Origin of the sequence: Spirillospora sp. CA-128828 (assembly GCF_050945415.1) — a bacterium.
Classification (GTDB): domain Bacteria; phylum Actinomycetota; class Actinomycetes; order Streptosporangiales; family Streptosporangiaceae; genus Spirillospora.
Genome location: NZ_CP191986.1, coordinates 859,713 through 884,494, shown reverse-complemented (window position 1 = coordinate 884,494; position 24,782 = coordinate 859,713). Strand labels below are relative to the sequence as shown.

Here is a 24,782-nt window from a genome sequence, read left to right as displayed (position 1 = left end):
GCGCCCGCGAGATGTTCGAGTCAACGCTCACCTCCAGGTGATCGGCCCCGCCGACGTCGCGGCCCCTGACCACCCCGGGCAGGTACCTCTCCACCGGAGCGTCCAGTCGCACTCGGCCCTCACCTGCCAGCTGGAGCACGATGGTCGCGACGAAGGCCTTGGTCGTGGAGCCTATTCGCACGAGTCCGTTCGCCGGCATGGGGCGTCCGGTCCGCAGGTCGCCGGTTCCGCTTCGCAGGGTGATGGACTCGGCGCCGGTGACGGACCGGCCGCGGCTGCCACAAAGGACTGCCGGACGTCCATGCGCTGCGTCACACTGCGTCCTGGGGGCATCTAAAGAACATCTATGTCTGCTAGAAAGTCTGCGATGTCTCCGAGCCCAACGACGGGTGAAAGATGGAACCGCTGCGCCCTGGCGATCCCCTGCGGATCGGCCCCTACCGACTGGAAGCCCGGCTAGGTGCGGGCGGCATGGGTCAGGTGTTCCTGGGAACCTCCCCCGGCGCCCGCCGTGTCGCGGTCAAGGTCATTCACGCCGAGCACGCCGAGGACGATCGGTTCCGGCGGCGGTTCGCCCGCGAGGTCGAGGCCGCGCGCCGGGTCGGCGGGTTCCACACCGCGCAGGTCGTGGACGCCGACCCCGAGGCCGTATCGCCCTGGTTGGTCACCGCGTACATCGCCGGGCCGTCCCTCCAGCAGGCGGTCGCCGAGCGCGGGGCGCTCGATCCCGACGCGGTCCGGGCGCTCGCCGCGGGGCTGGCCGAGGGCCTGGCCGCGATCCACGCGTGCGGGCTGGTCCACCGCGACCTCAAGCCCGGCAACGTCATCATGGCGGCGGACGGGCCCCGGATCATCGACTTCGGTGTTGCCCGTGCGACCGACGCGACCGTGTTGACCTCCCACAATGTGGTCGTCGGCACCTACGCCTACATGTCGCCGGAGCAAGTGCTGGGCGAGGTGTCCGCGCCGCCCGGCGACGTGTTCTCGCTCGGCTGCGTGCTCGCCTACGCCGCGACCGGTTCCGGCCCCTTCGACGCCCCCACCATCCCCGCGATCGTGCACCGCGTTCTGCACGAAGAGCCGGACCTGTCCGGGCTGCCCGACGACCTGCGCAACCTCATCGCCGCGTGCCTCGCCAAGGACTACACGAAGCGCCCCACCGTGGACACCCTCACGACCGCGCCGCAGAGCATCGTCGCCCCGGCTCCGGGACCGGCCCGCATGCTCCCGCCGGAAGACGCCGTCGACACACACGCCAACGCCACACTCGTCGCGACCCGGCGGCAGGACGGCCCGGCTGTCGCGCCGGCCGGCCAGCCCCACGTCGGCCGCCGGGCGCTGCTCATCGGAGCGGCGGTCGCCGCCGTGGGCGTTCCGGCCGCGTTCCTCCTGACCCGGGGGGACGGGGAGCAGAAGGCCACCGCGCCGCCCGCGGCGCCACCTCGCCCGAACGGCCTGGCCTCCCCGAGCGGTTCACTCAGCGCCGAAGGCGTCAAGAACCTCAGCGAGATCGCCATCACCGGCGACGGCCGGACCCTCGCCGCCGGCGGCCTGGACGCCACGATCACGCTGTGGGACCTCTCCACCGGGCGGGTCCTGCGCACGATCGACAAGACGGGCTGGGTGAGCGCGCTGGCGTTCAGCCCGGACGGCAGGTCCCTGGCCAGTTCCGCCAGCAGCGCCGGCGTCCTGCTCATCTGGGACGCCGCCACGGGCCGGATCAAGGTGAACGTGCGGACCGGCCAGTTCGGGTTGAACTCGGTGGCCTACAGCCCGGACGGCCGCATGATCGCGGGCGTCAACCCCGACGCCCGGCTGTTCGACGCCGCCGGCGGCCGCACCCAGGCGACGTTCGACCTCGGCCACAGCGGGGTCAACGCGGTCGCCTACAGCCCGGACGGCAAGATCGTCGCGGTCGGGGTGGACGGCTACTACAAGAAGTCCCCTGGGAACACCGTCCAGCTCCTCGACGGCCGGACGCTGCGCAAGCTCGGCCAGCTCGTCGGCCACACCGAGAACGTGACCGGCGTGGCGTTCAGCCCGGACGGCAAGCGGGTGGCCAGTAGTGGTGCGGACCAGACCGTCCGGATCTGGGACGTCGCCACCCGCCGCGCGGTGCGCGTCATCAGGGCCGGCGAAGCGACGGTGAAGGACGCGAAATTCTCCCCGGACGGCTCGACCGTTCTCGGTGCCTGCTCCGACCGGACCGTGCGGATATGGAACACCGCCACCGGCGCGCTCACCGCGACGCTCGTCGGCCACTCCCAGGCCGTCGAGAGGATCGTCCTCACCCCGGACGGCCGAACCGTGGCAGGCGTGGGCGGCAGCAAGCCCGACGGCACCGTGACGCTCTGGAAGGTCTGACCAGTGGATCCGCTGCGCGATGACGACCCCCGACAGGTGGGCCCTTACCGGCTGGGGGGCCGGTTGGGCGCGGGAGGCATGGGCGAGGTGTTCCTCGGGATCTCGCCGGGCGGACGCAGGGTCGCGGTGAAGGTCGTCCGCGCCCAGTACGCCGCTGACCCGGAGTTCCGCCGGCGGTTCGCCCGCGAGATCGAGGCCGCCCGCAAGGTCGGCGGATTTCACACCGCGCAGGTCGTCGACGCCGACCCCGAAGCCGAGTCTCCCTGGATGGTGACCGCGTTCGTCCCCGGCCCTTCCTTGCGGCAGGTCGTGCTGCGCCAGGGGCCGCTCGCGCCGGGCGCGGTACGCGAACTGGGCGCGGGGCTGGCCGAAGGACTGGCCGCGATCCACGCGTGCGGGCTGGTCCACCGCGACCTCAAGCCCGGCAACGTCATCATGGCCCCGGACGGCCCCCGGGTCATCGACTTCGGCATCGCCCGCGCGGCGGACGCGACCGCGCTGACCTCGGCCGGGGCGGTCGTCGGCACGTTCTCCTTCATGTCCCCGGAGCAGGTGCGGGCCGATGTCACCGGCCCGGCGAGCGATGTGTTCTCGCTCGGCTGCGTGCTCGCCTACGCCGCGCTCGGACACGGCCCGTTCGACGCGACGACCATCCCGGCGATCGTCCGCAAGATCGTTGGTGCGCCGCCCGACCTGGCCGGCCTCACCGCCGACCAGCAGCTGCGCGACCTGATCGTCCGCTGCCTGGAGAAGGACGCCGCGCGACGCCCGTCCGTCAAAGACGTGCTGGCCGGGCTCGCCGCCGATCCCCCGCGCCGGTTCCACCGCCGGGCCGTCCTGCTGGGCGGGGCGGCCGTCGCGGCGACCGCCGCCGTCACCGTCCCGTCGGTCCTGCTGTGGCCCTCGGACGCTCCCGCCGCCAGGCGGCGGAACGCCCCGAAGACCCCGATCGGGGTGCCCACCGCCTTCACCCTGCCGAGTTCGGAGGTCGCGGTGTCGGACCTGGCGTTCTCTCCCGACGGCAGGACCCTGTGGGGCGCGGGATTCGCGTCGATCCTGCGCTGGGACCTGGCCACCGCGCAGGTCACCTCGCACGAGATCGAGGACACCAAGACCTATCGGCGGCCCATGGTCTTCAGCCCGGACGGCAAGACCCTCGCCACCGGCGCCGAGGACGGGGCCGTCCACCTCTGGGACGTGGCGTCCGGGCGGGTCCGCAAGTCCTTCACCAAGGCGCGCGGTGTCCAGGCGCTCAGGTTCGGTCCCAACGGCCGGTCACTTGCCATCAGCAGCGGAAACGGATCGCCGTACGTCCAGATCTGGGACGCCGTCACCGACAAGTCCGTCTCGATGAACATCGACTACACCGCCAACGCGCTGGCGTTCTCGCCGGACGGAAAGACACTGGCCGGCGCCCGGTACCTGTCCGGGCGCTACACCCTCTGGGACGTCTCGGACGGCAAGGGTGTCGAGGTCTCGTCCGACGGCAGCGAGATCCCCTGCCTCGCCTTCAGCCCGGACGGGAGGACCGCCGCGGTCTCCAACGGCAGCTACTGGGGGATCGAGCTCCGAAGCGCGACCGACGGCCGGCTCCACGCCACCCTCAAAGGCCTCCAGGGCGAGGTCCGGGCCCTGGCGTTCAGCCCGGACGGCGACACCCTGGTCAGCGCCGACGAGAAGAACATCCGGCTCTGGCACGTCCCGACACGGCGCAACACCGCGGCGCTTCCCGGTGACTCCGACCAGGACCAGACCGTGACGTTCGCCCCCAACGGGCAGAGCTTCGCCACCACGAGCGGAGCCGGAACGACCCGGTTCTGGACCTTTCGCTAGCCCACCAGGCCGGCTCGTCCCCGGAACGCCGGATCAGGCCACGGAAGGTCCGGTTTCTGGAAGGCTGGGGACCGGTCTGCCGGAGAACCTGGCGGGCCTGTTGGACGCCTGCCTTTCCAAGACCTCCCAGAACCGGCCTGGCATCACCGAACTGCTCGACCGGCTGACCGCACCGGCCGAGGACGCCACGCGATGGCTCCCACCCGAGGTCACCGTGATGATCACAAAGCTGGAGCAGGACGTCCGGTCCGCGGCCCCGTCGCCGTCGGACGTCGAGCAACCACCCGCGCGGCACGGCACATGATGCGGCGCCGACACCGACGGCCTTCGTTTCGCCGGCATCGGTCCGCCTGAGGGAAGGGCGGGCGTGCTCGACCTCGCCCTTCCCTCTCTAGCGAGGACGTCCTACATCTTTTGCAGGAGTGCCCGCATCTTGGCGATTTCGGCGGACTGCGAGGAGACGATGCCGTCGGCCATGGCCTTGGCCATGGGGAACTCGCCGGAGGCCTGTTCGGTCTTGGCCATCGTCACGGCGCCCTGGTGATGCTTGATCATCATCTCCAGGAAGGACTTGTCGAACGCCTGGCCCTTGGCGGACTCCAGCTCCTTCATGTCCTTCTCGCTCATCATGCCGTCCATGCCGCCATGGTCCATGCCTCCATGGTTCATGGAGCCCATCCCCGGCGAGGGCGTGGACGCGCCCCAGGAGGTCAGCCAGCCCGTCAGCTGCTGGATCTCGGGGTCCTGGGCCTTCTTGATGTCGGAGGCGAGCCGCTTCACCTCGGCCGAGGAGGCCCGGGTGGCGGCGAGGCCGGCCATCTCGATCGCCTGGCGGTGATGCGGGATCATCATCTGGGCGAACATGACGTCCTGGTCGTTGTGCGCTTGCGCGCCCGAGGACGGAGACGCACTGGCCGACATTGAGTGACCGGACATCGAGCCGGAGTCGTTGTCGTCACCGCACGCGGCCAGAGAGATCGCGAGTGCAGGAACGATGGCAAGCGTGACTACACGCTTCATGGTTGGTTGGAACCTTTCGTGGTGAGGGTGTGTTCAGGGCCGTTGGCGCACACGGAATGCGCCGAGGGCCTGTCACAGCCTCAGCACGCTCAGCCGGTGGAGGGACGGTCTCGGCGGCGGCCGGCCGACGAGCAGAATCCGTGTCCTGGTCAGGATCTGCACGACCACCGCGGTCGGCTTCAGCCCGCTCAGGGCTACGGCCGTCATGACGAGCAGCAGCATCGTCAGGATCGCCAGGCAGATCCCACCGCCGGGGTGATCATTGTGGTGGTCGCCGCCGGGCTGGTCGTCGCCTGCAGCCCGGTGGTTCGCCGCCGCCGTCGGTGCCGGGTCATGGTGGCCGGCGCTCATGGACGTCAGCGGGACGCCGGTCATCTCCGTCGGGCTCGGCGACGCCTGGAAGCCGTGCATCGCGAGCACGCAGAAGAGCAGAAGCAGACCGGACGGCAGCTTCGAGAATCCTCTGCGCGGACACCGCTCCGGCACCTGCTTCAGTCCTCCCACCTGCTCGGTCGATGCGGTCAGGCGACTCTGACCCCGCCGGCGAAGGGGCGTCCGGCAATCGGGGCGATCTTGACGACGTCGCCGGTCTGCGGCGCGTGGACCATCTTGCCATTGCCGATGTACATGCCCATGTGGTGCAGGTCGCTGTAGAAGAACACCAGGTCTCCGGGCTTGAGCTGGCTCATGCTCACGCGGGTCCCGGCGTTGTACTGGCTGCCGGTGTAGTGGCCGAGGCCGATGCCGACCTGGGCGTAGGCGTACAGGGTCAGTCCGGAGCAGTCGAAGCCCTTGATGTTGGCGCCCTGCGCGGTTCCATAGGAGGGGCCCGACGCGTTGCCACCGCCCCAGGAGTAGGGGACGCCGAGCTGGCTCAGGGCCGCCCGGACGGCACCCATGGCCTTGGCCGAGGCGCCCCCGGCATCCACATTGGGAACGGGCCCGCCGTTGACGCGACCGGCAGGGCCGGTCCCCAGTTTGGCCTCGACCTTCTTCAGCTTGGCCTGGAGTTCGCGGCGCTTCTTCTTCGCCTCGTCGGTGATCTGACGGACCTGGTTCGCGCGCGCTTCGGCCGACTTGCGGGCGCGTTCGGCGGACTGCATCGTCTGCAGCAGCTGGGCGACGCGGCCGCCGTCCTGGCGGGCGAAGTAGTTCAGTGTGGCCGAGCGGTCCAGGATCGCCTGCGGGTCATCGGCGGATGCGAAGGCGGCCGCCGGGTCGGACGGCCCGTTCTTGTAGCTGTCCGCCGCGACCTTGACCATGCGGGCGCGGGCCTCTTCCAGCGCCTTCTTCTGGCGGGCGGCATTGCCCTCGGCCACCTTGGCCGCGCGCTGCGCCTGCCGCAGGCGCTCCCGCAGCCCGTTGTACTGCTCGCTGAGCTTTTCCGTCTCGTCGGCGAGCTTCTTCTGCTGCGCGGTCAGCTCTTTGCGGGTGGGCTTGGGCTCCGCCCAGGCGGGGGCGGCGGGCAGAAGTCCCGCGAAGAGGGCCACCGATGCCGTCAATGCCGTGATCCGGCGGCGGGCCGGCGTGCGTTCTCCGGCAGCTCGTCGCGGCATGAAGTGTCCTCTCCAGTGACGCCCACGGGGCGCGGCCATCGCCGTCCCCGGCGGGAACGTCACGCGATGCCTCCTACGGAGCGTAGGAGATCATGACCTCATACGCCACCCAAGTGGACGATTCGGCTCATTCGCCCCGGTGGCCTCAGCAGACGGTGGACAACTCGGCGATCGCCATGGCGACCACGGCAAGAGGTGTCGCGACCGCCGCCATGACGAAGACGGAGGCGGTCATCCGCAGCACCTTGCGCGGCTTCGCCGGCTCGGCCGACTCCAGCCGCCGCACGCGTTGCACCAGCGCCGCCGGGCCCGATCCGCCCGTCGCCCCCAGAGCTCCGGCCGCGCCCGGCGCCGCCGCAAGCCGGCGCAGGGCGTCCACCAGTGGCCGCCTCCCCCAGGCCCGCGCCGCGGCGTCGTCGGCGGCCATCTCCAGCAGCAGCGGCAGCCTCGCCCTGGCCCGCCGGACGGTCGGCGGCCACGGCAGCAGTGCGTGCGCCAGATCGAGCATCAGCAGCAGCGCGTGGTGCCGCTGGCGCAGATGGGCTCGCTCATGCGCCAGGACCGCCCCGAACTCGGCGGGGCTGAGCGCGTCCTGCGCCCCGGTGCTGACCACGATCGCGCGCCGCCGCGCGGGCAGCGAGTAGGCCACCGGGACGGGATGGTCGAGGACCAGCACATCGGCGTGCCGCCCGTCCTGCCTGGCGACCAGGCGCAGCATCTCCCAGTGCCGGCGCCGATGCCGGACGGCCCGGACGAGCCGGGGCAGGCCGCGGGCCAGCCGGGAACCGCAGGCCGTCAGCAGCACCAGGCTCGCGGCGGCCGCCATGATGATCGCCAGATCCCCATGGTGGGGCAGGCAGTCGCGCAGCCACTCCAGAAACCCGTGGCCGGGCCCCGGCGGAGAGAGCAGCGCGATCGCGACCACCCCGCCGCCGGCGATGAAGGTGCCGGCGAGAGCGGCCATCCAGCAGGCGATGGCGATCCCGGGGACGGCGGCGGAACGCTGCGACCGGTCCAGGACGGGTCCGGCCAGGCACCCGAGCAACAGCGCCGACGCGATCAGCCCGGCCACCAGGAAGATCACGTCTCGCCCTCGTCGGACGCCCGCCGGCGCAAGGCGTCCAGCAGATGGCGGGCGTCCTCGGCGGGAACGCTTTCGGCGAACCTGGCAAGGATGGCGCCGTGGTCGGACGTCTCCGTCAGCGCGTCCAGCATCAACTCGACCGCGTACTCCTCACGGGCACGGGTGGGGCTGTAGCGGAAGGCGATCCCGTCCTGGGTGCGCTGCAGCAGACCCTTCTGCGCCAGACGTTCGGCCACGGTCTGCACGGTGTTGTAGGCCAGCGTCTTGTCGGCATTCTCGTTCAGCTTCGACAGAAGCTCGCGAATCCGAAGCGGGCCAGGCGCCGCCCACAGCACGTCCATGATGGAACGCTCAAGCGATCCGCCCAAGCCGGCCACACGCCACCTCCGTCCTTGCCCACATTGTGCCGGAGAGCCGGCGCACCACGGGAAACAGGACAACTCCGGCACCCTGGTGTCAGTGGTGGTACTGGTGAACCACGGCGTGCCCCTTGCCCCGGCCGATCATCCAGCGATTGACCGGCGTGGTGACCACGAAGGCGACGGCGAAGGCGACCGTGAGCGCTCCCCAGAACAGCGGATCCCCCAGACCGGCCTCCATCGCGCCCGGGATCACCATCATGCTCGCATTGTCCAAGACCTCCATGACCGCGATCGACACGGTGTCCGCCGCCAGCGCCACACCGAAGGCCGCCCGCAGCGACAACCCCGCCTTCAGGACGCCGCGCATGGTCAACGCGTACCCGAACACGAACGCCAGGATCACCGCCGCGACGATCGTCGCCATGTTCGACCACCCCATCGCCGTCCCGATCACCATGCCGAGCACCTCGCCTATGGCGCACCCGGTCAGGCAGTGCAGCGTCGCCTGCGCCGCCATCGCCCAGGACACCGGCCCGGCATGCCCGTGCGCGCCATGCCCGCCCTCATGGTGTTCATGTTCGCCGTGCCCCACGGCGGTGTGCTGATCGGATCCATGGCCGTCATGTGGGGTCATTCGATGCCTCCGCGACTCTCAACGATCAGGGCGAGTACATCCTACAAATTGTAGGAGGTCGCCACTCGCGCCTCGGGGGGCCGCGGCCAGCGGCCCCCCGAAGCTCGCGAGCGGAGACGCGCCACGGATGGAGCGACCGCGAGATCGCCGAGGTCATCGGCTCGGCACCGGAAGGTGCCCGTGCGGCTAGCCGGTCTGGATCGACGATGCTCCCGATTCGGAGAGCCCGGCCTGCGCCGGCTGCCCGGTGTGGCGGCCGTGCCGGCGCAGGGATCCGGAGAGCGGCGACAGCCGGTAGGTCAGCAGGTAGACCACGGCGGCGGCGGCACCGCCGATGTAGTAGGACACGTCGCCGAGGCCCGGGTGGGCGTGGGCGATCGGGCCGGTCCAGGCGTTGGACGTCCAGAACGGCAGGGACGCCGCGCAGCCGATGAACCAGGCGAGGAAGCCCCACTCCACGGTGCGCGAGCGGTCGTACAGCTCCTTGATCTTGTGGACTCGGCCGGCGAGGAAGTAGTCGAGGAAGACGACGGTCACCCAGGGCGCGATGAGGTAGCCGGACGCGACGAGGAAGTCGTGGAACTTGGCGTAGATGTCGCCGCTCAGCCACAGCGAGAGCACCATCGTCAGGACGGTGGCGATGACCGCGGCGGTCCTGCGCGAGACCGGGGCCCGCAGCGTGAGCAGTGAGATCGCGCCGCCGTACAGGTTGAGGCCGTTCACCGGGAACGTCGAGACGACGATGGTGAGCATCGCCAGCGGGGCGAAGTCGCCGGTCAGGTGCTTGACCGATTCGATGACGCCGGCCTGGCCGACGGCGCTGGCGACCAGCGCCCCGACGGCGCCGAGCCAGAAGATCGCGCAGAAGTTGCCCGCCGCGGTGTTGAGTCGGACCCGCCGTCCGGACGTGCTCGCGGGCAGGTAGCGGGAGTAGTCGGAGGCGAAGGGCGCCCAGGCCAGCAAGAAGGAGAAGAAGTATCCGGCGGAGGTGATCCAGCCGCCGGTCGTACCGACGAAGAACGGCGCGTGCGGATCGGAGTGCGTGGTCCAGTGCGCCTTGGTCAGCGCCACCACCGTGATGGACAGGAACAGCACGCCCAGCAGGACGCTGCCGATCCGGTTCACGAAGTGGATCATGTTGTACCCGAACACGACGAGCAGGCCCTGGAGCACCGAGATGGCGACGATCCCGACCGAGGACGGGACCCCGAGCAGCTCGTGGAGGGCCTGCGCGCCGATGATCGTGTTGACCACGGCCCAGCCGACGGCGGCGAAGACGTTGACGATCGCCACGGGCGGATAGTTGCCGTAGTACCCGAGCGGTCCCCTGGCCTGCACCTGCTGCGGCAGGCCGAGCCGGGTGCCCATGGCGGCGAGCACGCCCATGAGCAGGGCGCCCGCCGCGGTGCCGGCGGCGATGGCCAGCAGCGCCTCGGGCAGTGAGAGGCCGAAGTAGATCGGCCAGAACCCGAGCAGGAGCAGCGGCAGGGTCAGGTTCCCCCCGAACCACGTGAAGAACTGTGAGCTGGGCCTGCCGTGCCGTTCGCTGTCGGGGATGTGGTCGACGCCGTACGGCTCGACCTTGGCGATGGCGTCGCGGTAGCCGCGGTCCCCGGTCTCGGCAGCAGAGTCGATGTGGGCCATGGGGCGCTCCGTATCTCTACCGGCTTGCATGGTAGAGATGAGCGTCGGGCTCCATCAGGGTGATGTCAATAGCTGAGTGAGAATCGGCTGCAGATGATCTACCTGAGGAAACATCATGACATCGAAGGCTCTTGACGACTCCAGTGAAGCCGACCTACCTTCTTGTACCATGCAAGAGCCTCTCAAAGCGGCTGAGTCCGGTCGGCGGGCGCGGTCCAACGGCGGTGTCAGCATTCAGGCCGGTGTCGCCGACGAGCTTCGCCGGAGGATCACCATGGGCGACCTCACCCCGGGGGTGAGTCTGTCCGAGGTGGCCCTCGCCGAGGAGTTCGGCGTGAGCCGCACACCGATCCGCGAGGCGCTCAAGCAGCTCCAGACGGAGGGGCTCGTCGAGATCCGGCCGCGGGTGGGGACCTTCGTGTCCGCCCCGTCCCGCCGCGAGATCACCGAGCTGTTCCAGATGAAGGAGCTGCTGGAGGCCGCCGCGGCGCGCCTGCTGGCGTTCCGCGGCCAGGTGCCCGAGCTCGATCTGCTGCGCGCCAGCGTGCGCGCGTCGGACGCGGCGGTCGCCGCGGGCGACACGGAGCGCTACGCGGAGCTGGTGCACGAGTTCCACGAGCTGCTCATCAAGGGCGCCGACAACGGCAAGCTCGAAGCGCACTACCGCACCTTGATGAACCAGCTGGCCTACCACCGCCTGGTGCGCACGTCCCTGGCCCAGCCGAGGCGCCTGGCCAACTCCAACGCCGAGCACCACCGCGTCCTTGAGTACATCGAGGCCAAGGACGGCGACGGCGCCGAGCGCGTGATGCGCGAACACGTCCGGGCGAGCCACCAGGCGCTCGTGGCCGGCATCGACGACCGGGACCGCTCCGGCGGGGACGGAGAGGAAAGGTGACCCCCATGCGTTTCTCGATCTTCCACAACCTCGGCGCGCCGGGCCGGCTGGACGAGTACGACCAGGTCATGAACGAGGCGCGGGAGTTCGCGTGCGCCGCGGACGAGGCCGGGTTCTGGTCGATCTGGTACACCGAGCACCACTTCGGCCACGAGGGGATCGAGATCACGCCGAACCCCGTGCTGATGGGGACGGACATCGCCGCCCGGACGAGCCGGATCCGGATCGGGCAGGCGGCCAACATCGCGACCTTCTGGCATCCCCTGCGGCTGGCGGAGGACATCGCGATGCTGGACCGGCTGTCGGGCGGACGGGTGGAGGTCGGCGTCGGCCGGGGCCTGTACGGGCGGGAGGCGCTGAACCTGAACGCGCTGGCCGACCCGCGCGACGAGGAGCAGAACCGGGCGCTGTTCGAGGAGACCCTCGACATCATGCGGCGGGCCTGGAGCGGGGAGTTCTTCGACCACAAGGGCAGGTTCTACGAGTTCCCGGCCCCCGGTGTCAGGTGGAGCAACCCGCTGTCCCCGTCCACCCCGGACTTCACCCGGGACGGCGTGATCACGAAGATGGCGGTCACCCCGTCGCCGCTGCAGTCGCCGCTGCCGCTCTGGCAGGTGATCGACTCGCCGCGCTCGATCCGCTGGGCGGCCGAGCGCGGCGTCCAGGGCATGTTCTGGCTTCCGCCGGTCTCGGCGCTGAAGGAGCGCTTCGAGCTGTACCGCGATGTCGCGAGCGAGGCGTCCGGTCGTGAGTACGCGCTCGGAGAAGGCATCGGGCTGGTCCGCGACGTGTACGTCGCCGACACGATGGAGCAGGCCCGGCGGGAGTTCGAGGAGGCGGTGATGACCTCCTACCGCTGGATCATGCACTGGCGGGGCCTGCGCAACCTCATGAACGCCGGTGAAGAGCTCACCGACGAGCACGAGCTGTCGTTCGACTTCCTGTTCCCGCGCAACATGCTCGTCGGCACTCCCGAGTACGTCGCCGACAAGATCGCCGAGCTGCGCGACGAGGTCGGCCTCCGGCACCTGCTGCTGTGGACGACCCATCCGGGGCTGCCGCACCGCGACGCCATGCGGAGCCTGGAGCTGTTCTCCGAGAAGGTCATGCCGCAGTTCTCCGGCCCGCAGGGCGGCTGACGTGGCACCGCTCATCCGCAAGATCGTCGTGATGACCGAGGACGTCGTCGCCGAACTCGGCCGCCCGGTCGACCACGTCGCCAGGCGCGCCGTCGCGGCCGCGGTCATCCGCAACCCCTGGCACGGCCGCGGGTACGTCGCGGACCTGCAGCCCGAGGTCCGCGAGGTGGCCCCCCTTCTCGCCCGGGAGCTGACCGCCCGGCTGGTCGAGGCGCTCGGCGGCGCCGGCGAGGTCGAGGCGTTCGGCAAGGCCGCCATCGTCGGCGTCGACGGCGAGGCCGAGCACGGCTCCGCGCTCATCCACACGCCGTACTTCGGCGACCTCCTCCGCGACGCCGTGGACGGCACCTCGATCATCGTCTTCTCCGAGCAGCGGGCCGCGCCGGGCGCGCCGCTCACCGTCCCGCTGTGGCACAAGAACGCGAGCGCCACCCGCTCGCACTACCAGACCGTGGAGGTCCGGGTCGGCGACGCCCCACGGCCCGGCGAGATCGTCGTCGTCGCGGCCGCGTCGTCCGGCGCGCGGCCCAACGCGCGCATCGGCGACCGCACCACGGACCCCGCCGTCGAGATCATCGAGTTGGAGGCCGCCGCGCCATGAACGTCCGGAAGATCGTCACGTTCGTCGAGGAGATCCACGCCGAGGGCGGGGCCGACGTCCGGCCCGCCGCCCGCACCGCCGTCGTCCTCGCGGTCATCGAGAACCCCTGGTCGGGCGGGGAGTTCGTCGACGACCTGGCCCCGCTGATCGACAAGGTGGCGCCCGAGCTGGGCGCCCTGCTCGCCCCGCGGGTCGTCGAGGCGCTCGGCGCGCCCGTCGAGGCCTACGGGAAGGCCGCGATCGTCGGGCTGGACGGCGAGATCGAGCACGGCTCGGCGCTGATCCACACGCTGAAGTTCGGCGACCACTTCCGCAAGGCGGCGGGCGCCACGACACTGCTGCCCGCGGTCGAGAAGCGCGCTCCGGCGGGGACCGTGTTCGACATCCCGCTCAAGCACGTCACCGACGCGACCACCCGGTCGCACCACCAGACCGTGGAGGCGCGGGTCGCCGACGCACCGCGCGCCGACGAGATCGTCATCGGCCTGGCCGCCGCCGCCCAGGGACGGCCGCAGGCGCGGCTGGCACCGCTGTCGACCGAGCAGTGACCGCTCACCGGACGGCCGGGGACGGCCCGGACCTCGTGCTGATCCACGGCGTCGGGCTCGACCGGACGATGTGGGACCGGTGCCTGCCGGAGCTCGCCCGGCGGCACCGCGTCACGGCCGTCGACCTGCGCGGCCACGGCCGCTCGCCCCGGGCCGAGCCTGGCACCACCTTGGCGGACCTGGCCGCGGACGTCGCCGACATGACGGCCGGGCCGGCCCACGTGGTCGGCTTCTCCCTCGGTGCCCTGGTCGCTCAGGAACTCGCGCTCGCCCTTCCCGGCCGCGTGCGCAGCCTCACCCTGGTCAGCTCGGTCGCCCGCCGCGGGCCGGAGGAGGCCGCGGCGGTCCGCGCCCGGCTCGAACGGGCCGCCGCCGACTTCGACGGCTCGGCCCGCGCGGCGGTGGACCGCTGGTTCTCCGCCGAATGGTCGGCCCGGGAGCCGGAACTGCGCGAGCGGGTGCTGACGACCCTTCTCTCCAACGACCGGACGTCCTACCTGGCCTGTTACGAGATCTTCGGCACCGCCGACCGGCTGCTGTGGCCCCGCCTCGGCGGAGTCGCCGCACCCACCCTGGCCGTCACCGGATCGGACGACCCCGGTTCGACGCCCGCCATGACCCGCCGGCTGGCCTCGGCGATCTCCGGTGCCCGATCCCTCATCATCCCCGGAGCACGGCACCTGCTGCCGCTGGAGCGGCCCGCCGAGCTCTCCCACGCGATCGAGAACCATGTCAGGAGCGCCAGTGCCGACATCCGCCATGACCGATCTTCCGCGGCACCAGCACCACATCGGCGGTGAACAGGTCGCCCCGGAGAGCGGCGGGTACTTTCCGAGCTTCAATCCCGCGACCGGCCGCCCCTGGTACGAGGCCGCCGCCGGATCCGCCGCCGATGTGGACCGCGCCGTGCGCGCCGCCCGCGCGGCGTTCGACGATCCGCGCTGGCGGGGACTGACCGCCACCCGGCGGGGCCGCCTGCTGCGCCGCCTCGGCGACCTGATCGTCGAGAACGCCGAGGAGCTCGCCCGCTGCGAGACGCTGGACAACGGCAAGCTGCTCCGCGAGATGCGCGGGCAGCTCGCCGTGCTGCCGGAGTACTTCTACTACTTCGCCGGGATCGCCGACAAGGTGGGCGGCGAGGTGCTGCACACCATGGATCCGGCGATCTTCAACTACACGCGGCGGGAACCGGTCGGCGTGGTCGGCGCGATCACGCCGTGGAACTCCCCGCTTCTGCTGACGTCCATGAAGCTCGCCCCCGCGCTGGCGACCGGGAACACCGTCGTCGTCAAGCCGTCCGAGCACACCTCCGCGTCCCTGCTGCGGATGGTCGCGCTGCTGGACGAGGCCGGCTTCCCGCCCGGAGTGGTCAACGTGGTCACCGGGCACGGGCACACCGCCGGCGCGGCGCTGGTCGAACACCCCGGCATCGACAAGATCGCGTTCACCGGCAGCACCGCGACCGGGCAGGCCATCGCGAGCGTCGCCGGGTCACGGCTGGCGCGGGTGAGCCTTGAGCTCGGCGGCAAGTCCCCGAACATCGTCTTCCCGGACGCCGACCCGCGCAGCGCGGCGATGGGGATCGTCGCGGGGATCTTCGCGGCCGGGGGCCAGACCTGCGTCGCCGGGTCCCGCGCCTTCCTGCACGAGGATGTCCACGACGAGGTGCTGAGCCTGGTCACCGAACGGGCCGCCGCGATCCGGCTGGGCGATCCGCTGGACGACACCACCGAGCTCGGCCCGCTGGCGCTGCGCGAGCAGCTGGAGAAGGTCCGCCACTACGTCGCGCTCGGCCAGGAGGAGGGCGGCAAGGTCGTCCTGGGCGCCGCCGAACCCGAAGGACTCGGCGACGGCTGGTACTACCGGCCGACCATCTTCACCGACACCGGCAACGAGATGCGGATCTGCCAGGAGGAGATCTTCGGGCCCGTGCTGACCGTCATGCGCTTCCGGGACGAGGAGGAGGCCGTCGCCCTCGCCAACGCCACCCCGTACGGGCTGGCCGCCGGCGTCTGGACCCGCGATCTGGCCCGCGCCCACCGCATGGCGGCCGCGATCGACGCGGGCACGGTGTGGGTCAACACCTACCGCGCCATGTCGCCGCTGTCCCCGCTCGGCGGCTTCAAGCAGAGCGGACTCGGCAAGGAGAACGGGTCCGAGGTCATCCACGAGTACACCCGCGTCAAGAGCGTCTGGATCAACACCAGCGACGAGCCCATGGCCGACCCCTTCATCATGCGCTGACCGCACGGAGAGATCATGAACCCCATCGATGACCGCAAGCGGCGGATCGCCGACGTCTGGCACCGGACCTGGAACGACGGCCGGGTCGACGCCCTCGACGAACTCCTCGCACCCGGATACGTGCGCCACACGCAGTCGGGGGACCAGGACGCTGCGAGTTTCAAAGACTCCATCACCATGGTCAAGAAGGCGTTCCCCGGCCTGAGCACGGTCATCGACGACATGGTCGGCGAGAACGACAAGACGGTGATGCGCTGGCACAGCGTGGGCACCCACCAGGGGGAGTTCCTCGACGTGCCGCCCACCGAGCGCGAGGTCACCGTCTCGGGGATCACCATCGCGCGTTTCGACGGAGCCCGCATCGCCGAGGAGTGGGTCACCTGGGATCCGCGCGATCTCCTCACCACCCTCGGCATCCTCACCCTCCGGGACATCACATGAACAACGCCGTGAACACCGCACCGTCCGCCGTCGACGCCGACCAACTGCGCGCGTTCCACCGCAAGTTCGTCACGGGCGTGACCATCGTGACCACCATCGACCGCGGCGCACCCCGCGGCCTCGCGGTCAACGCGTTCTCCAGCGTCTCGCTCGAACCGGCGCTGATCCTCGTGTGCGTGGCCAAGACGTCGTCCACCTACGAACCGCTGTTCCGTGCGGAACGGTTCGCGGTGAACCTGCTGGCGAGCGACCAGGCCGGTGTCGCCCGGCACTTCGCGACCAAGAACCCCGACAAGTTCCGCGACGTGGCCTGGCACACCGGCGAGAACGGCTGCCCCATCCTCGACGGCGCCTGCGCCAGCATCGAGGCCGAGGTCCGTGAACGCGTCCGCGCCGCCACGCACACCATCTTCATCGGCCGGGTCCTCACGGCGGCCTGCGCGGACGCGGCGCCGCTGGTGTACATGGGGTCCGACTTCCACGACGGCGCGCACCTCAAGCCGATCCCGCGTCCGGCCCCATAAAACGAGAACCCCCGGTCGGACAGCGAAACGCTGCCCGACCGGGAGTCCATTACTGCTCAGGTTCCGCACACCGCGCGGAACCTTCTGCGCCTCCGCCTATCAGGCGGCGCGCATGCTGACGGCCTCGACAACCTGCTCCGCCGTGTTGACGACGGACAGGAGCTTGAGGTCGTTCTCGGAGATCTTGCCTGCCCTCACGAGGCCGTGGATGTCGGACATCCAGGAGTCCCAGAAGTAGTCCCCGACCAGCACGATCGGCCTACGGCCGATCGTCTTGGTCTTGACCTGGGTCAGGGCCTCGAAGAGTTCGTCGAGCGTTCCGAACCCTCCCGGCGTGACGACGATGGCCTGCGCGCACCGGACCAGGAAGAACTTCCTGGTGAAGAGTTCCTTGAACACCACCTCGATGTCGAGATAGCGGTTCATTTGCTGCTCGTTCGGCAGCACGACTCCCAGGCCGACCGACAGGCCGCCTTGGGACCTGGCGCCACGGTTGGCAGCCTCCATTGCGCCGGGTCCACCGCCCGTCATGACCGCGAACCCGGCCGTGACCAGCTGGGCACCGATGTCGACGCCGAGCTGGTACTCATCCGAGCCGGGCACGGTTTGGGCGCTGCCGAACACGGTGACCAGCCGCTGGACGCCGTTGAGGGCGGTGAAGCCCTCCCGGAACTCCGCCGCGACTGCCTGGATCCAGGCTTCGTCGAGGCCGAGCAGGTGAGCGCCCTCCTCCCCTGCTGAACCGGGGGGGTGAATCACTTTTGTCATCGTTGAACCTCATCTTGCTCGCTTACGACACCCGAGGCATCGCAAGGGCACCCGGCCATCGGGTGCCACTCATGATCGTCCGCTTACGCCGACCGCTCGCCACCGTCCGTGACCGATGAGTTTCGCGGCGGACCGTGACCGGGCGTGCGCGATCCGCGATCCGCCCGGCCGGCCGTCGTGCCTTTTGAAGTCGTGTCAGTGCGAGCAGGGGCGGGCCCGGCTGACCGTGCTCGGCAACCGGTCCTTCTCGCGTTGCGTGAAAGCTCGGTCTCCTTCTTCGCACAGCCGTGCGAACCACTCGTCCGGATCGAATCGCAGGGACCGCACGGACCCGACGGGTGCGTCCAGCTCCAGGTAGGAGAGCTCGTCGCCGTGCAACCAGCTCCACCGCCCGACGAGGCCGGGCACGGTGACGGTCGCGACCAGTTCGGCCTGCTCCCAGCGCCAAAACTGGATCTTGCCGCTGACGTCACCGAGCAGCAGCATCGGGCCCGCGAAGCCGACCACGTTCAGCGCCTGGCTCGGGATGGACGGCAGAGCGCGGGACGTGTCCACGTCCCACACCTCCACCTCACCGCGCGCCCGGGACACCGCGGCCAGCCGGGTGCCGTCGGCGTTCAACGCGATCGCCTGCGAGCCGCCCGCCTTCACTTCGCCCTTGAGGCGCACGATCCGGCTCCGCTTGCCGACGTCCCAGATGTCCACGCCGGCCTCCGTGTCGGCGACGATCTGACCCGGGTGGCCTGGCCGGGCGTGAATGCCCACCTGGTCGTTCGACCCTTCGTCCAGCTGAATCGGGCCGGCCACCGATCGGCCGGTGTCCAGGTTCCACCGGGTGAGCACGCCGTCCTGCAGGAAGGCCGCCTCGTCATCGGAGAGCGCGACGACCTCCGAGCGGCTGGTCGCGGGGGCGTCGCGTACCCGGATCTCTCGCTCCACGCTCAGATCCGGAACCCGGTAGATCCGCAGTTCGCCCCCGGCACCGCTGAGCGCGCGATCGCCGCTCGGGGTGAACACCAGGTTCGGTTCATGATGCTTTCCGGGTACCTCGGCCAGCCGCCGCCCGGTGACGGCGTCGGTAAGGACCAGATCGTCGTTCTCCCGTGCGCTCAGCCATCGGCGATGCTCGGGGTCGAACGCGGGAGCGGTGACGAACGGGGATTTCTTCCCTTCGTCGGGTGGGTCCGGTTTCGCGGCCCGTGCCTGCGCGAAGGTGTCGCCGTTGTGCACCACCATGGTCAGGCCGCCGCCGGCGTCCAGCATTCCGACCGCTCCCACGGTCTCCGACTCAGAGGGCAGCGGCGCACGGATCGTGTAGCGCCTGCCGGTCGGCCAATGCAGAAAGGTGTACATGCCAACACCGGACGTGCCGCAGGAGCCCACGACGCAAAGAAACTGGCCCGTGGCGTCCGTCATGAACGGAGTCCCGCCGTTGCATGGTGGTGGGGCCGGGGACGGCGTGCGGTCGGCGCCCGTTCGCGCGTCGCGGATGCGCAGGCCGGCGGGCTCGCAGACGGCTATGTCCGAGCCGGCGCCAAGGGTGATCGACCCCTTCGGGAAGTCACGCAGTTTCTCGCCGGTGACTCTGTCGCGCACCACGACCTCACTGGACCCGAGGGCGCCCGTCTGGGTCACCACTGCGTCTCCGCCTCGGAGAGGGACGGCGTCGTTGAGGGACGTCTTCGAACCGATCGCGGTCGGCAGCGGCCGGCGCTTCCGGACGTCCCACACCTCGACCCGCTTCAGGTCGATGTTCTCGGCGAGGTACCGGCCGTCCGCGTCGAACCGCAGCGTGGCCGGCGGGTCGCCGGACCCCCGCTGCCGCAACGGGAACGGGCCGGCGCGGTCGGCGATCGTCCACAGCAGCACCGCGCCGTCGAAGGTACTGATCGCGAGCGACCCGCCGTCCGGGCTCACCGCGAACGAGGCCGCCTCCTCCGTCGTCGGAACCCATCGCCGCGACCGCTCCGGCGGGCCGTCCCACACCACGACCCGGTGCTCCCCACCGCCGACCAGCGCCGCCCGGACGCGGCCGTCCGTGCTGGCCTGCGACCGGCTGAGCGGGCCGCCCTCCTCCGGAGGGTAGATCCGCTCGGCGAAGCGCCACTTGAGGTACTGAGCCAGCAACGCCTCATATGCACCTGAATTGCCCGGCTTCTCCCGCCATGCCGCCAGAGCGAACTGCAATGCCGACGACGGATGGTCGTCCACCGCCCTCTGCGCCTCCTGGGCGAGCAGCGTGGCGTTGGCGTCGTGGAGCTGCCCGGCGAGTTCGTCGCTGCGCTGCACCACCACGACGGACAGGACGCTCGTGGCCAGCGCCAGCGCGGCGACCAACGCGGTCACCGCGCGCCAGCGCCGGACACCCCGAAGCCGGTGCCTGCGGCTGGCGACGACGTACTCCCGCTCGGCGGCGGTCAGATCCTCGGGGCCTGCTGCCAGCCACTGCTCCGCGGTCGCCAGCGGAGCGCCGCGCAGCAGACCGCCGGAGTCCTTGTCGGACGCCTGCCACTGGCCGAGCGTGACCCGAAGCTGCTCCTGCCAGGTGCGGAACTCCTGCGCGGCCACCAGCCAGTCGTGCAACCGTCGCCATGCGTGGACGAGCGCCTCGTGGGCGAGCGCGACGACCTCGGGCTGGCCGACGTCCTGGCGGATCACGACCAGGCGGCTGTATCCCAGCTCCGCGGCCGGCTCGCGGAGCTCCGGCGGCAGCCGGTCCAGGCGGGCCGGCGCGAACCGGAACGAGCCGTCCTCGCCGGGCCGGGCGAGCTGCACCAGCAGCCGCCGGGCCAGCGGCTGCCGGGCGGCGGGCAGCCGTCCGGTGTAGAACTCCTCGGCGTACGCGGCCAGAGCACCGCCGACGCCGCCCATCTCGTCGTACGCCTCGTGGGTGAGCAGCCCGCCGCGCCGTGACTCCCACAGCCGGGTCAGCGCGAACTCCACCAGCGGCAGCTGGCCGGGCGCGCCCTCCGCGTCCCCCACGATCCGCTCGACCAGCCCGGGCTCGAACTCCACGTGACCCGTCGCGGCCAGGGGTTCGGCGATCGCGGCGCGCAGCTCCGCCGGGCCCATGGCGCGCACGTACACCGTGGACTCCTCCAGGACCGCGGCCAGCTCGGCGGTGAGCACCTCGTCGACGCCTGCCGAGCGCATGGTGAACACCGCGCGCAGCGCCGGGGGCCGGCCGGGTCGGCGGGGCGCCGCGTGCACCAGCTCGGCCACGAGGTCGAACAGCTCCCGGGCCGCGGCCGGATCCGTCCCCGCGAGCTCCTCGAACTGGTCGACGCAGAGCACCAGCTCGCCGACCTCCTCGGCGATCGGGTCGGCGAGCAGCGCCAGGTCGCCGTCCCGGTCGTCGAGCCGGTCGTGCCGGCCCGGTCCCAGCACCGTGCGCAGCGCGTTCATCAGCAGCGCCCGCGGTGAGACCCCGGCGATCGGACGGAACACCGCCAACGCCGCCTCCTCCCGCCGCAGCACCGGCCAGAGCCCCGCGCGCACCAGCGACGACTTCCCGCTCCCCGACGCGCCGGCGACCACGACGACCGGCCGGTGCGCGACCAGACGGGTCAGCCGGGCGATCTCCCGGTCGCGGCCGTGGAAGACCTCGGCGTCCTCCTCGCGGAACGGCTGAAGCCCGCGGTACGGGCACTGGGCCGAGTCGTCCTCGGGCGACACCGGCACGGGGCGCGGCTCCTGAAAGCCGGGGACCAGCTCGGCGAGCTCGTCGAGCAGGCGGGCGATGTCGCGGTCGTCGTTCCGGTGGTGCAGACGCAGGTACTGGCATCGGGCCAGGCGGGCGATGTTCAGCGGCAGGTCGGACTCGTCCAGCCGCGGTACCCGGTCGAGGAGCACCGGGATGACCCGCAGCCCGTGCTTCAGCGCCGCGATGATCTCCCGGTTCACCCAGTCGTCCGGGTCGTCGATGCGCGGCCGCCCGGCCCGGTCGGTGATCGCCGGCCAGCGCGTGCCGATCACGGCCAGCAGCACGTCGCACTCGCGCAGCCGGGCCTCGATCCGCTCGGCGAAGTCCTCGCCGAGGCGGATCGACTTGCTGGCCAGGAAGACGTTGTGCGCGCCGAACCGGGTGGCGAGCTCCCGTGCGATCAGCGTCGCGGCCCAGTCCCCGTCACCGGTGCGGTAGTTGACGAACACCCCGCCCAAGTCATCCCTTTCGCCGTGGTCACCGAACGGGCACGTGCAACGCCGCGGCCAGCCTCGGTTGCAGCTCCCGCACCGGCGCGTGGTCACGCCATCTGGTCAGCGTCCGCGAGAGCCGCCTCAGGTCGACCCGGATGGTGGCCGAGTCCACCAGCTCGATGTCGTCCAGCACCAGGCCGACCAGGTGGCAGGCGTGGTCGAGCTCGCCGGCCGCGGCGTGCGCGAGCGCCCGCCGCGCCCCGAACCGGGCCCTGGCCCGCTCGGCGCCGGCCGGCATGCGGGGCACCTGGTCGTCCAGGATCTGCGCGGCCATGGCCGGACGGCCCAGGTCGTACAGGCACCAGCCGGTGACGACCGGACCCATGTCGGCCACGCTGGCCGGGCCGAGGGCGAGGCCGCCGTCCTGCCCGGTCGACTGTGCCCGGTCCAGCAGCGCGGCCGCCCGGTCCAGTGCCCGGTGGCACCGCCGGTCGTCGCCGGCCAGCGCGTGTCCCTGCGCCTCGCGCAGCGCCGCCAGGCCGCGCACCCGGGGCGACACCCTGGTGTCGGCCTGCGCCAGGCCAGCCAGCTCGACGGTCTGCGCCGCGTCCTCCTGCAGCATGGCGACCAGCGCTGTGCGAACCAGGCCATGCGCGGCGAACTCGTGGTCGCCCGCGGCTTCCGCCATGCTCACCGCGGTGCGGGTCCACCATGTGGCCGCCTGGTCGTGTCCGGCCTCCTGCGCCATCCACCCGGTGAACTCGGCATAGCGGGCGGCGAGCAAGAGCAGCCGGTTCCGCGCCGGGGGCCGGGCGGCGGCGGCCAACTCCCGCAGGGTGTGGGTCTGCGCGATCAGGCTGGGCAGTACCGCGGCCGGGCTCATCGTCCGGCCGAGCCGGCGATGCAGCTCGAACATGGCCGCGAACGTGTCGTACGTGGGTTCCTGCCGCATGGCGGCCGACCCGCCGGACGGGTTCACCTCCAGCGTGAGCAGCGCGGCGGCCCCGGTGGACAGCGCCGCCCTGCGGCTCATCGGCGCGAACCAGCCGGGACCCCGCGGTGCCAGGCTCATCACCCAGGCCTCGTCCTCGGCCGTCTGGTCGCCGGGCGGCGCGACGCCGGACGTCGCGTTCTCGGGAGACGCGGGTCCGACCAGCTCACTGAGACGTCCGCCGGTGCCGAGTGCCGCGTCACAGCGCCGGGCCAGGTCCACACCGGGCGGCTTCCGCCCGGTCTCGATCTTGCTCAGGTAGCCCTTGCTGTAGTGAACGATCCGGGCCAGCCCGCCGAGCGAGAGGCCGGCGGCCAGCCGGGCCCGCCGTAACTCAGCGCCGAACGGTCTCGGTTGGTCGCCCATGCCATGCTCACCTCAGGTGTTGCCCGTTGCCTCTTCGCCGGGTCTACGGTCAACCCCTCCCGTCGCGCCCCGAGCGCCGTGCATCCTCGGCTCAGACCCGAACATGTGGATATTACATATGGACGAAGCGATCCAGTAAATGGTTTGTAACGACCTACGGGGATCTGACTCTACGAAGCCGGACGTGATCAGCGAAAAACGCTTTCGGGGGCGATGTGGAAACTCGTAACGGGGAATCGGGCGCCGTGTTCAGCGCCGTGCTACCGCTCGGGGACGGTCCGTCGCCGGACCATGCCAGGACGCCGGAGGAATTCATGGTCCGGCTCCGCCAGCTCAGGGAATGGACCGGCCTCAGCTATCGCGAACTGGAGACGCGCAGCAGGAACATGGGGGCCTTCGTGCCGCGCAGCACGCTCGCCTCGGCGCTCAGGCGGAACGCACTCCCGCGCCAGGAGTTCGTGGTCACCGTGGTGCGGGCCTGCGGCCTCGACCCGGTTCCCTGGGCACGGGCCCGCAGGCGGCTCGCCGTCCGTCTCGCGACGTCCGGGCATCCGGCGGAACCGGCTCCCGCGCAGCACGGCCCGGCGCCGCATCAGCTTCCGCCGTCCCCGGCCGTTCTGGTGGGGCGCGACGAGGAACTGGGGCGGCTCGTCCGGATGCTCACCACGACGCCCGTCACGGTGGTCAGCGGGCAGCCGGGGGTCGGCAAGTCCGCGGCGGCCCTACGCGCCGCCCACCGGATCGCCCATCTGTTCCCGGACGGGCAGCTCTACGTCGACCTGCGGAAAGAGACCCCGGGCGCCGAGCCGCCGGGCCCGGCGGAGATCGCGGCCCTGCTGCTGCGGAGTCTCGGGACCGAAGGCTCGCAGGTGCCCGCGGACGCCGGGGAGGCGGCCGGGCGGCTGCGCACGATGCTGTCCGGCCGCCGCGTGCTGATCCTGCTGGACGACGTCGCCTCGGCCGCGCAGGTCCGGCCGCTGGTGCCGTGCGGCGGGCAGAGCACGGCGATCCTGACGTCCAGGACACCGCTGACCTCGCTGGACTGTGCCGGACACATGCGGCTCCGTCCGCTCTCGCGCGATGCGGCGATGGAGGCGCTGGAGCGGTTCCTCGGCGCGGAGCGCGTCCAGGCCGAGCCGGAGGCGGTGCGGACGCTGGCGGACCTGTGCGATCGCCTTCCACTGGGACTGCGGATCGCGGCGGCGCGGCTGGCCGCCCGCCCCGAATGGCCGGTGCGCGTCCTGGCCGAGCGGCTGGCCGACGAACGGCGCCGGCTCGACGAGTTCCGGGTGGACGACATGGATGTGCGGGCGAGCCTGGCCCTCAGCTTCGAGGATCTGGCCGGGAGCGCCGACGAGCAGAACCGGCTCGCGGTGTGCGTGCTCGGCGTCGTCGCGGCGCTGCCCGCGGGGCAGGTGCGGCTGGGTGAGGCCGCGGCGCTGCTCGACATGCCCCAGGACACCGCGGAGCGAGCGCTCGAACGGCTGGTGGACGCCAATCTGGTGGAGAGCAGCACGCCGGGAAGCTACCGCGTTCCCGACCTGGTGCGGCTCTTCGCACTGGAACGCAGAACGAATTGACTGTTTCCCCTCGCGAATAAAGCCGCCTGAGGCCAACCGCTGGGGGCA

The 24,782-nt window shown here is 71.3% G+C and carries 22 protein-coding genes and 1 pseudogene; 12 read left to right on the top strand and 11 right to left on the bottom strand.

Annotated features, from left to right (window positions below; translation table 11 throughout):
• Positions 1-46: 46 nt before the first annotated feature.
• Positions 47-238 (bottom strand): annotated as a pseudogene (locus ACQPXG_RS04600) (serine hydrolase); the annotation flags it as partial.
• 158 nt (positions 239-396) lie between these two features.
• Here ACQPXG_RS04600 and ACQPXG_RS04595 point away from each other — a divergent pair.
• The 3 genes from ACQPXG_RS04595 to ACQPXG_RS04585 all read left to right on the top strand — a co-directional run bounded on the left by ACQPXG_RS04595 (position 397) and on the right by ACQPXG_RS04585 (position 4,501).
• Complete coding sequence (locus ACQPXG_RS04595) at positions 397-2,364, top strand: protein kinase domain-containing protein (protein ID WP_433466361.1); 1,968 nt, start codon at positions 397-399, stop codon at positions 2,362-2,364.
• A 3-nt stretch (positions 2,365-2,367) separates the two neighbouring features.
• Complete coding sequence (locus ACQPXG_RS04590; protein ID WP_433466360.1) at positions 2,368-4,197, top strand: WD40 repeat domain-containing serine/threonine protein kinase; 1,830 nt, start codon at positions 2,368-2,370, stop codon at positions 4,195-4,197.
• Between the two features lie 100 nt (positions 4,198-4,297).
• Positions 4,298-4,501 (top strand): hypothetical protein, encoded by a 204-nt coding sequence (locus ACQPXG_RS04585; protein WP_433466359.1) that lies wholly within the window; start codon positions 4,298-4,300, stop codon positions 4,499-4,501.
• A 101-nt stretch (positions 4,502-4,602) separates the two neighbouring features.
• Here ACQPXG_RS04585 and ACQPXG_RS04580 read toward each other — a convergent pair whose 3' ends face one another.
• The 7 genes from ACQPXG_RS04580 to ACQPXG_RS04550 all read right to left on the bottom strand — a co-directional run bounded on the left by ACQPXG_RS04580 (position 4,603) and on the right by ACQPXG_RS04550 (position 10,497).
• The gene (locus ACQPXG_RS04580) at positions 4,603-5,217 is read right to left on the bottom strand and encodes a DUF305 domain-containing protein (RefSeq protein ID WP_433466358.1); all 615 of its coding nucleotides are present in this window, start codon (positions 5,215-5,217) and stop codon (positions 4,603-4,605) included.
• Positions 5,218-5,289: 72 nt separating this feature from the next.
• Positions 5,290-5,721 (bottom strand): DUF6153 family protein, encoded by a 432-nt coding sequence (locus ACQPXG_RS04575; RefSeq protein ID WP_433466357.1) that lies wholly within the window; start codon positions 5,719-5,721, stop codon positions 5,290-5,292.
• 17 nt (positions 5,722-5,738) lie between these two features.
• A complete protein-coding gene (locus ACQPXG_RS04570) occupies positions 5,739-6,773 on the bottom strand; it encodes an NlpC/P60 family protein (protein WP_433466356.1) in 1,035 nt (344 codons plus the stop codon).
• Between the two features lie 145 nt (positions 6,774-6,918).
• Positions 6,919-7,857: a M56 family metallopeptidase gene (locus ACQPXG_RS04565; protein ID WP_433466355.1), complete on the bottom strand. Its 939-nt coding sequence runs from the start codon at positions 7,855-7,857 to the stop codon at positions 6,919-6,921.
• Entirely contained in the window at positions 7,854-8,234 is a 381-nt protein-coding gene (locus ACQPXG_RS04560; protein WP_433466354.1) for a BlaI/MecI/CopY family transcriptional regulator, read from the bottom strand. Before ACQPXG_RS04560 ends, ACQPXG_RS04565 begins: the two co-directional genes overlap by 4 nt.
• 79 nt (positions 8,235-8,313) lie before the next feature.
• Positions 8,314-8,853: a DUF4396 domain-containing protein gene (locus ACQPXG_RS04555; protein ID WP_433466353.1), complete on the bottom strand. Its 540-nt coding sequence runs from the start codon at positions 8,851-8,853 to the stop codon at positions 8,314-8,316.
• Between the two features lie 186 nt (positions 8,854-9,039).
• Entirely contained in the window at positions 9,040-10,497 is a 1,458-nt protein-coding gene (locus ACQPXG_RS04550; protein ID WP_433466352.1) for a purine-cytosine permease family protein, read from the bottom strand.
• A gap of 169 nt (positions 10,498-10,666) precedes the next feature.
• Here ACQPXG_RS04550 and ACQPXG_RS04545 point away from each other — a divergent pair, with 169 nt between their 5' ends.
• The 8 genes from ACQPXG_RS04545 to ACQPXG_RS04510 are packed head-to-tail and all read left to right on the top strand — an operon-like array spanning position 10,667 to position 16,892.
• Positions 10,667-11,395 (top strand): GntR family transcriptional regulator, encoded by a 729-nt coding sequence (locus tag ACQPXG_RS04545; protein ID WP_433466351.1) that lies wholly within the window; start codon positions 10,667-10,669, stop codon positions 11,393-11,395.
• 5 nt (positions 11,396-11,400) lie between these two features.
• Entirely contained in the window at positions 11,401-12,534 is a 1,134-nt protein-coding gene (locus ACQPXG_RS04540; protein WP_433466350.1) for an LLM class flavin-dependent oxidoreductase, read from the top strand.
• Between the two features lies 1 nt (position 12,535).
• Positions 12,536-13,135 (top strand): amino acid synthesis family protein, encoded by a 600-nt coding sequence (locus tag ACQPXG_RS04535; RefSeq protein WP_433466349.1) that lies wholly within the window; start codon positions 12,536-12,538, stop codon positions 13,133-13,135.
• Positions 13,132-13,683 carry an amino acid synthesis family protein gene (locus ACQPXG_RS04530; protein WP_433466348.1) on the top strand — a complete coding sequence of 184 codons (552 nt, stop codon included), beginning with the start codon at positions 13,132-13,134 and terminating at the stop codon, positions 13,681-13,683. The genes ACQPXG_RS04535 and ACQPXG_RS04530 overlap by 4 nt, the downstream gene beginning before the upstream one ends.
• Positions 13,680-14,483, top strand: a complete 804-nt coding sequence (locus ACQPXG_RS04525) for an alpha/beta fold hydrolase (RefSeq protein WP_433466347.1) — start codon at positions 13,680-13,682, stop codon at positions 14,481-14,483. Before ACQPXG_RS04530 ends, ACQPXG_RS04525 begins: the two co-directional genes overlap by 4 nt.
• Entirely contained in the window at positions 14,428-15,927 is a 1,500-nt protein-coding gene (locus tag ACQPXG_RS04520; RefSeq protein ID WP_433466346.1) for an aldehyde dehydrogenase, read from the top strand. The genes ACQPXG_RS04525 and ACQPXG_RS04520 overlap by 56 nt, the downstream gene beginning before the upstream one ends.
• 15 nt (positions 15,928-15,942) lie before the next feature.
• Positions 15,943-16,368 (top strand): ester cyclase, encoded by a 426-nt coding sequence (locus tag ACQPXG_RS04515; protein ID WP_433466345.1) that lies wholly within the window; start codon positions 15,943-15,945, stop codon positions 16,366-16,368.
• Positions 16,365-16,892 carry a flavin reductase family protein gene (locus tag ACQPXG_RS04510; protein ID WP_433466344.1) on the top strand — a complete coding sequence of 176 codons (528 nt, stop codon included), beginning with the start codon at positions 16,365-16,367 and terminating at the stop codon, positions 16,890-16,892. Before ACQPXG_RS04515 ends, ACQPXG_RS04510 begins: the two co-directional genes overlap by 4 nt.
• A 99-nt stretch (positions 16,893-16,991) precedes the next feature.
• Here the strand turns inward: ACQPXG_RS04510 and ACQPXG_RS04505 are convergent, their stop codons facing one another.
• The 3 genes from ACQPXG_RS04505 to ACQPXG_RS04495 all read right to left on the bottom strand — a co-directional run bounded on the left by ACQPXG_RS04505 (position 16,992) and on the right by ACQPXG_RS04495 (position 23,154).
• A complete protein-coding gene (locus ACQPXG_RS04505) occupies positions 16,992-17,660 on the bottom strand; it encodes a TIGR00730 family Rossman fold protein (protein ID WP_433466343.1) in 669 nt (222 codons plus the stop codon).
• Positions 17,661-17,855: 195 nt separating this feature from the next.
• The gene (locus ACQPXG_RS04500; RefSeq protein WP_433466342.1) at positions 17,856-21,812 is read right to left on the bottom strand and encodes a TIR domain-containing protein; all 3,957 of its coding nucleotides are present in this window, start codon (positions 21,810-21,812) and stop codon (positions 17,856-17,858) included.
• A gap of 28 nt (positions 21,813-21,840) precedes the next feature.
• Positions 21,841-23,154: a helix-turn-helix domain-containing protein gene (locus ACQPXG_RS04495; RefSeq protein WP_433466341.1), complete on the bottom strand. Its 1,314-nt coding sequence runs from the start codon at positions 23,152-23,154 to the stop codon at positions 21,841-21,843.
• A 314-nt stretch (positions 23,155-23,468) separates the two neighbouring features.
• Between ACQPXG_RS04495 and ACQPXG_RS04490 the strand changes: the two genes are divergently transcribed.
• Positions 23,469-24,734, top strand: coding sequence for an NB-ARC domain-containing protein (locus ACQPXG_RS04490; RefSeq protein ID WP_433466340.1), 1,266 nt, complete (start codon positions 23,469-23,471; stop codon positions 24,732-24,734).
• Positions 24,735-24,782 lie beyond the last annotated feature (48 nt).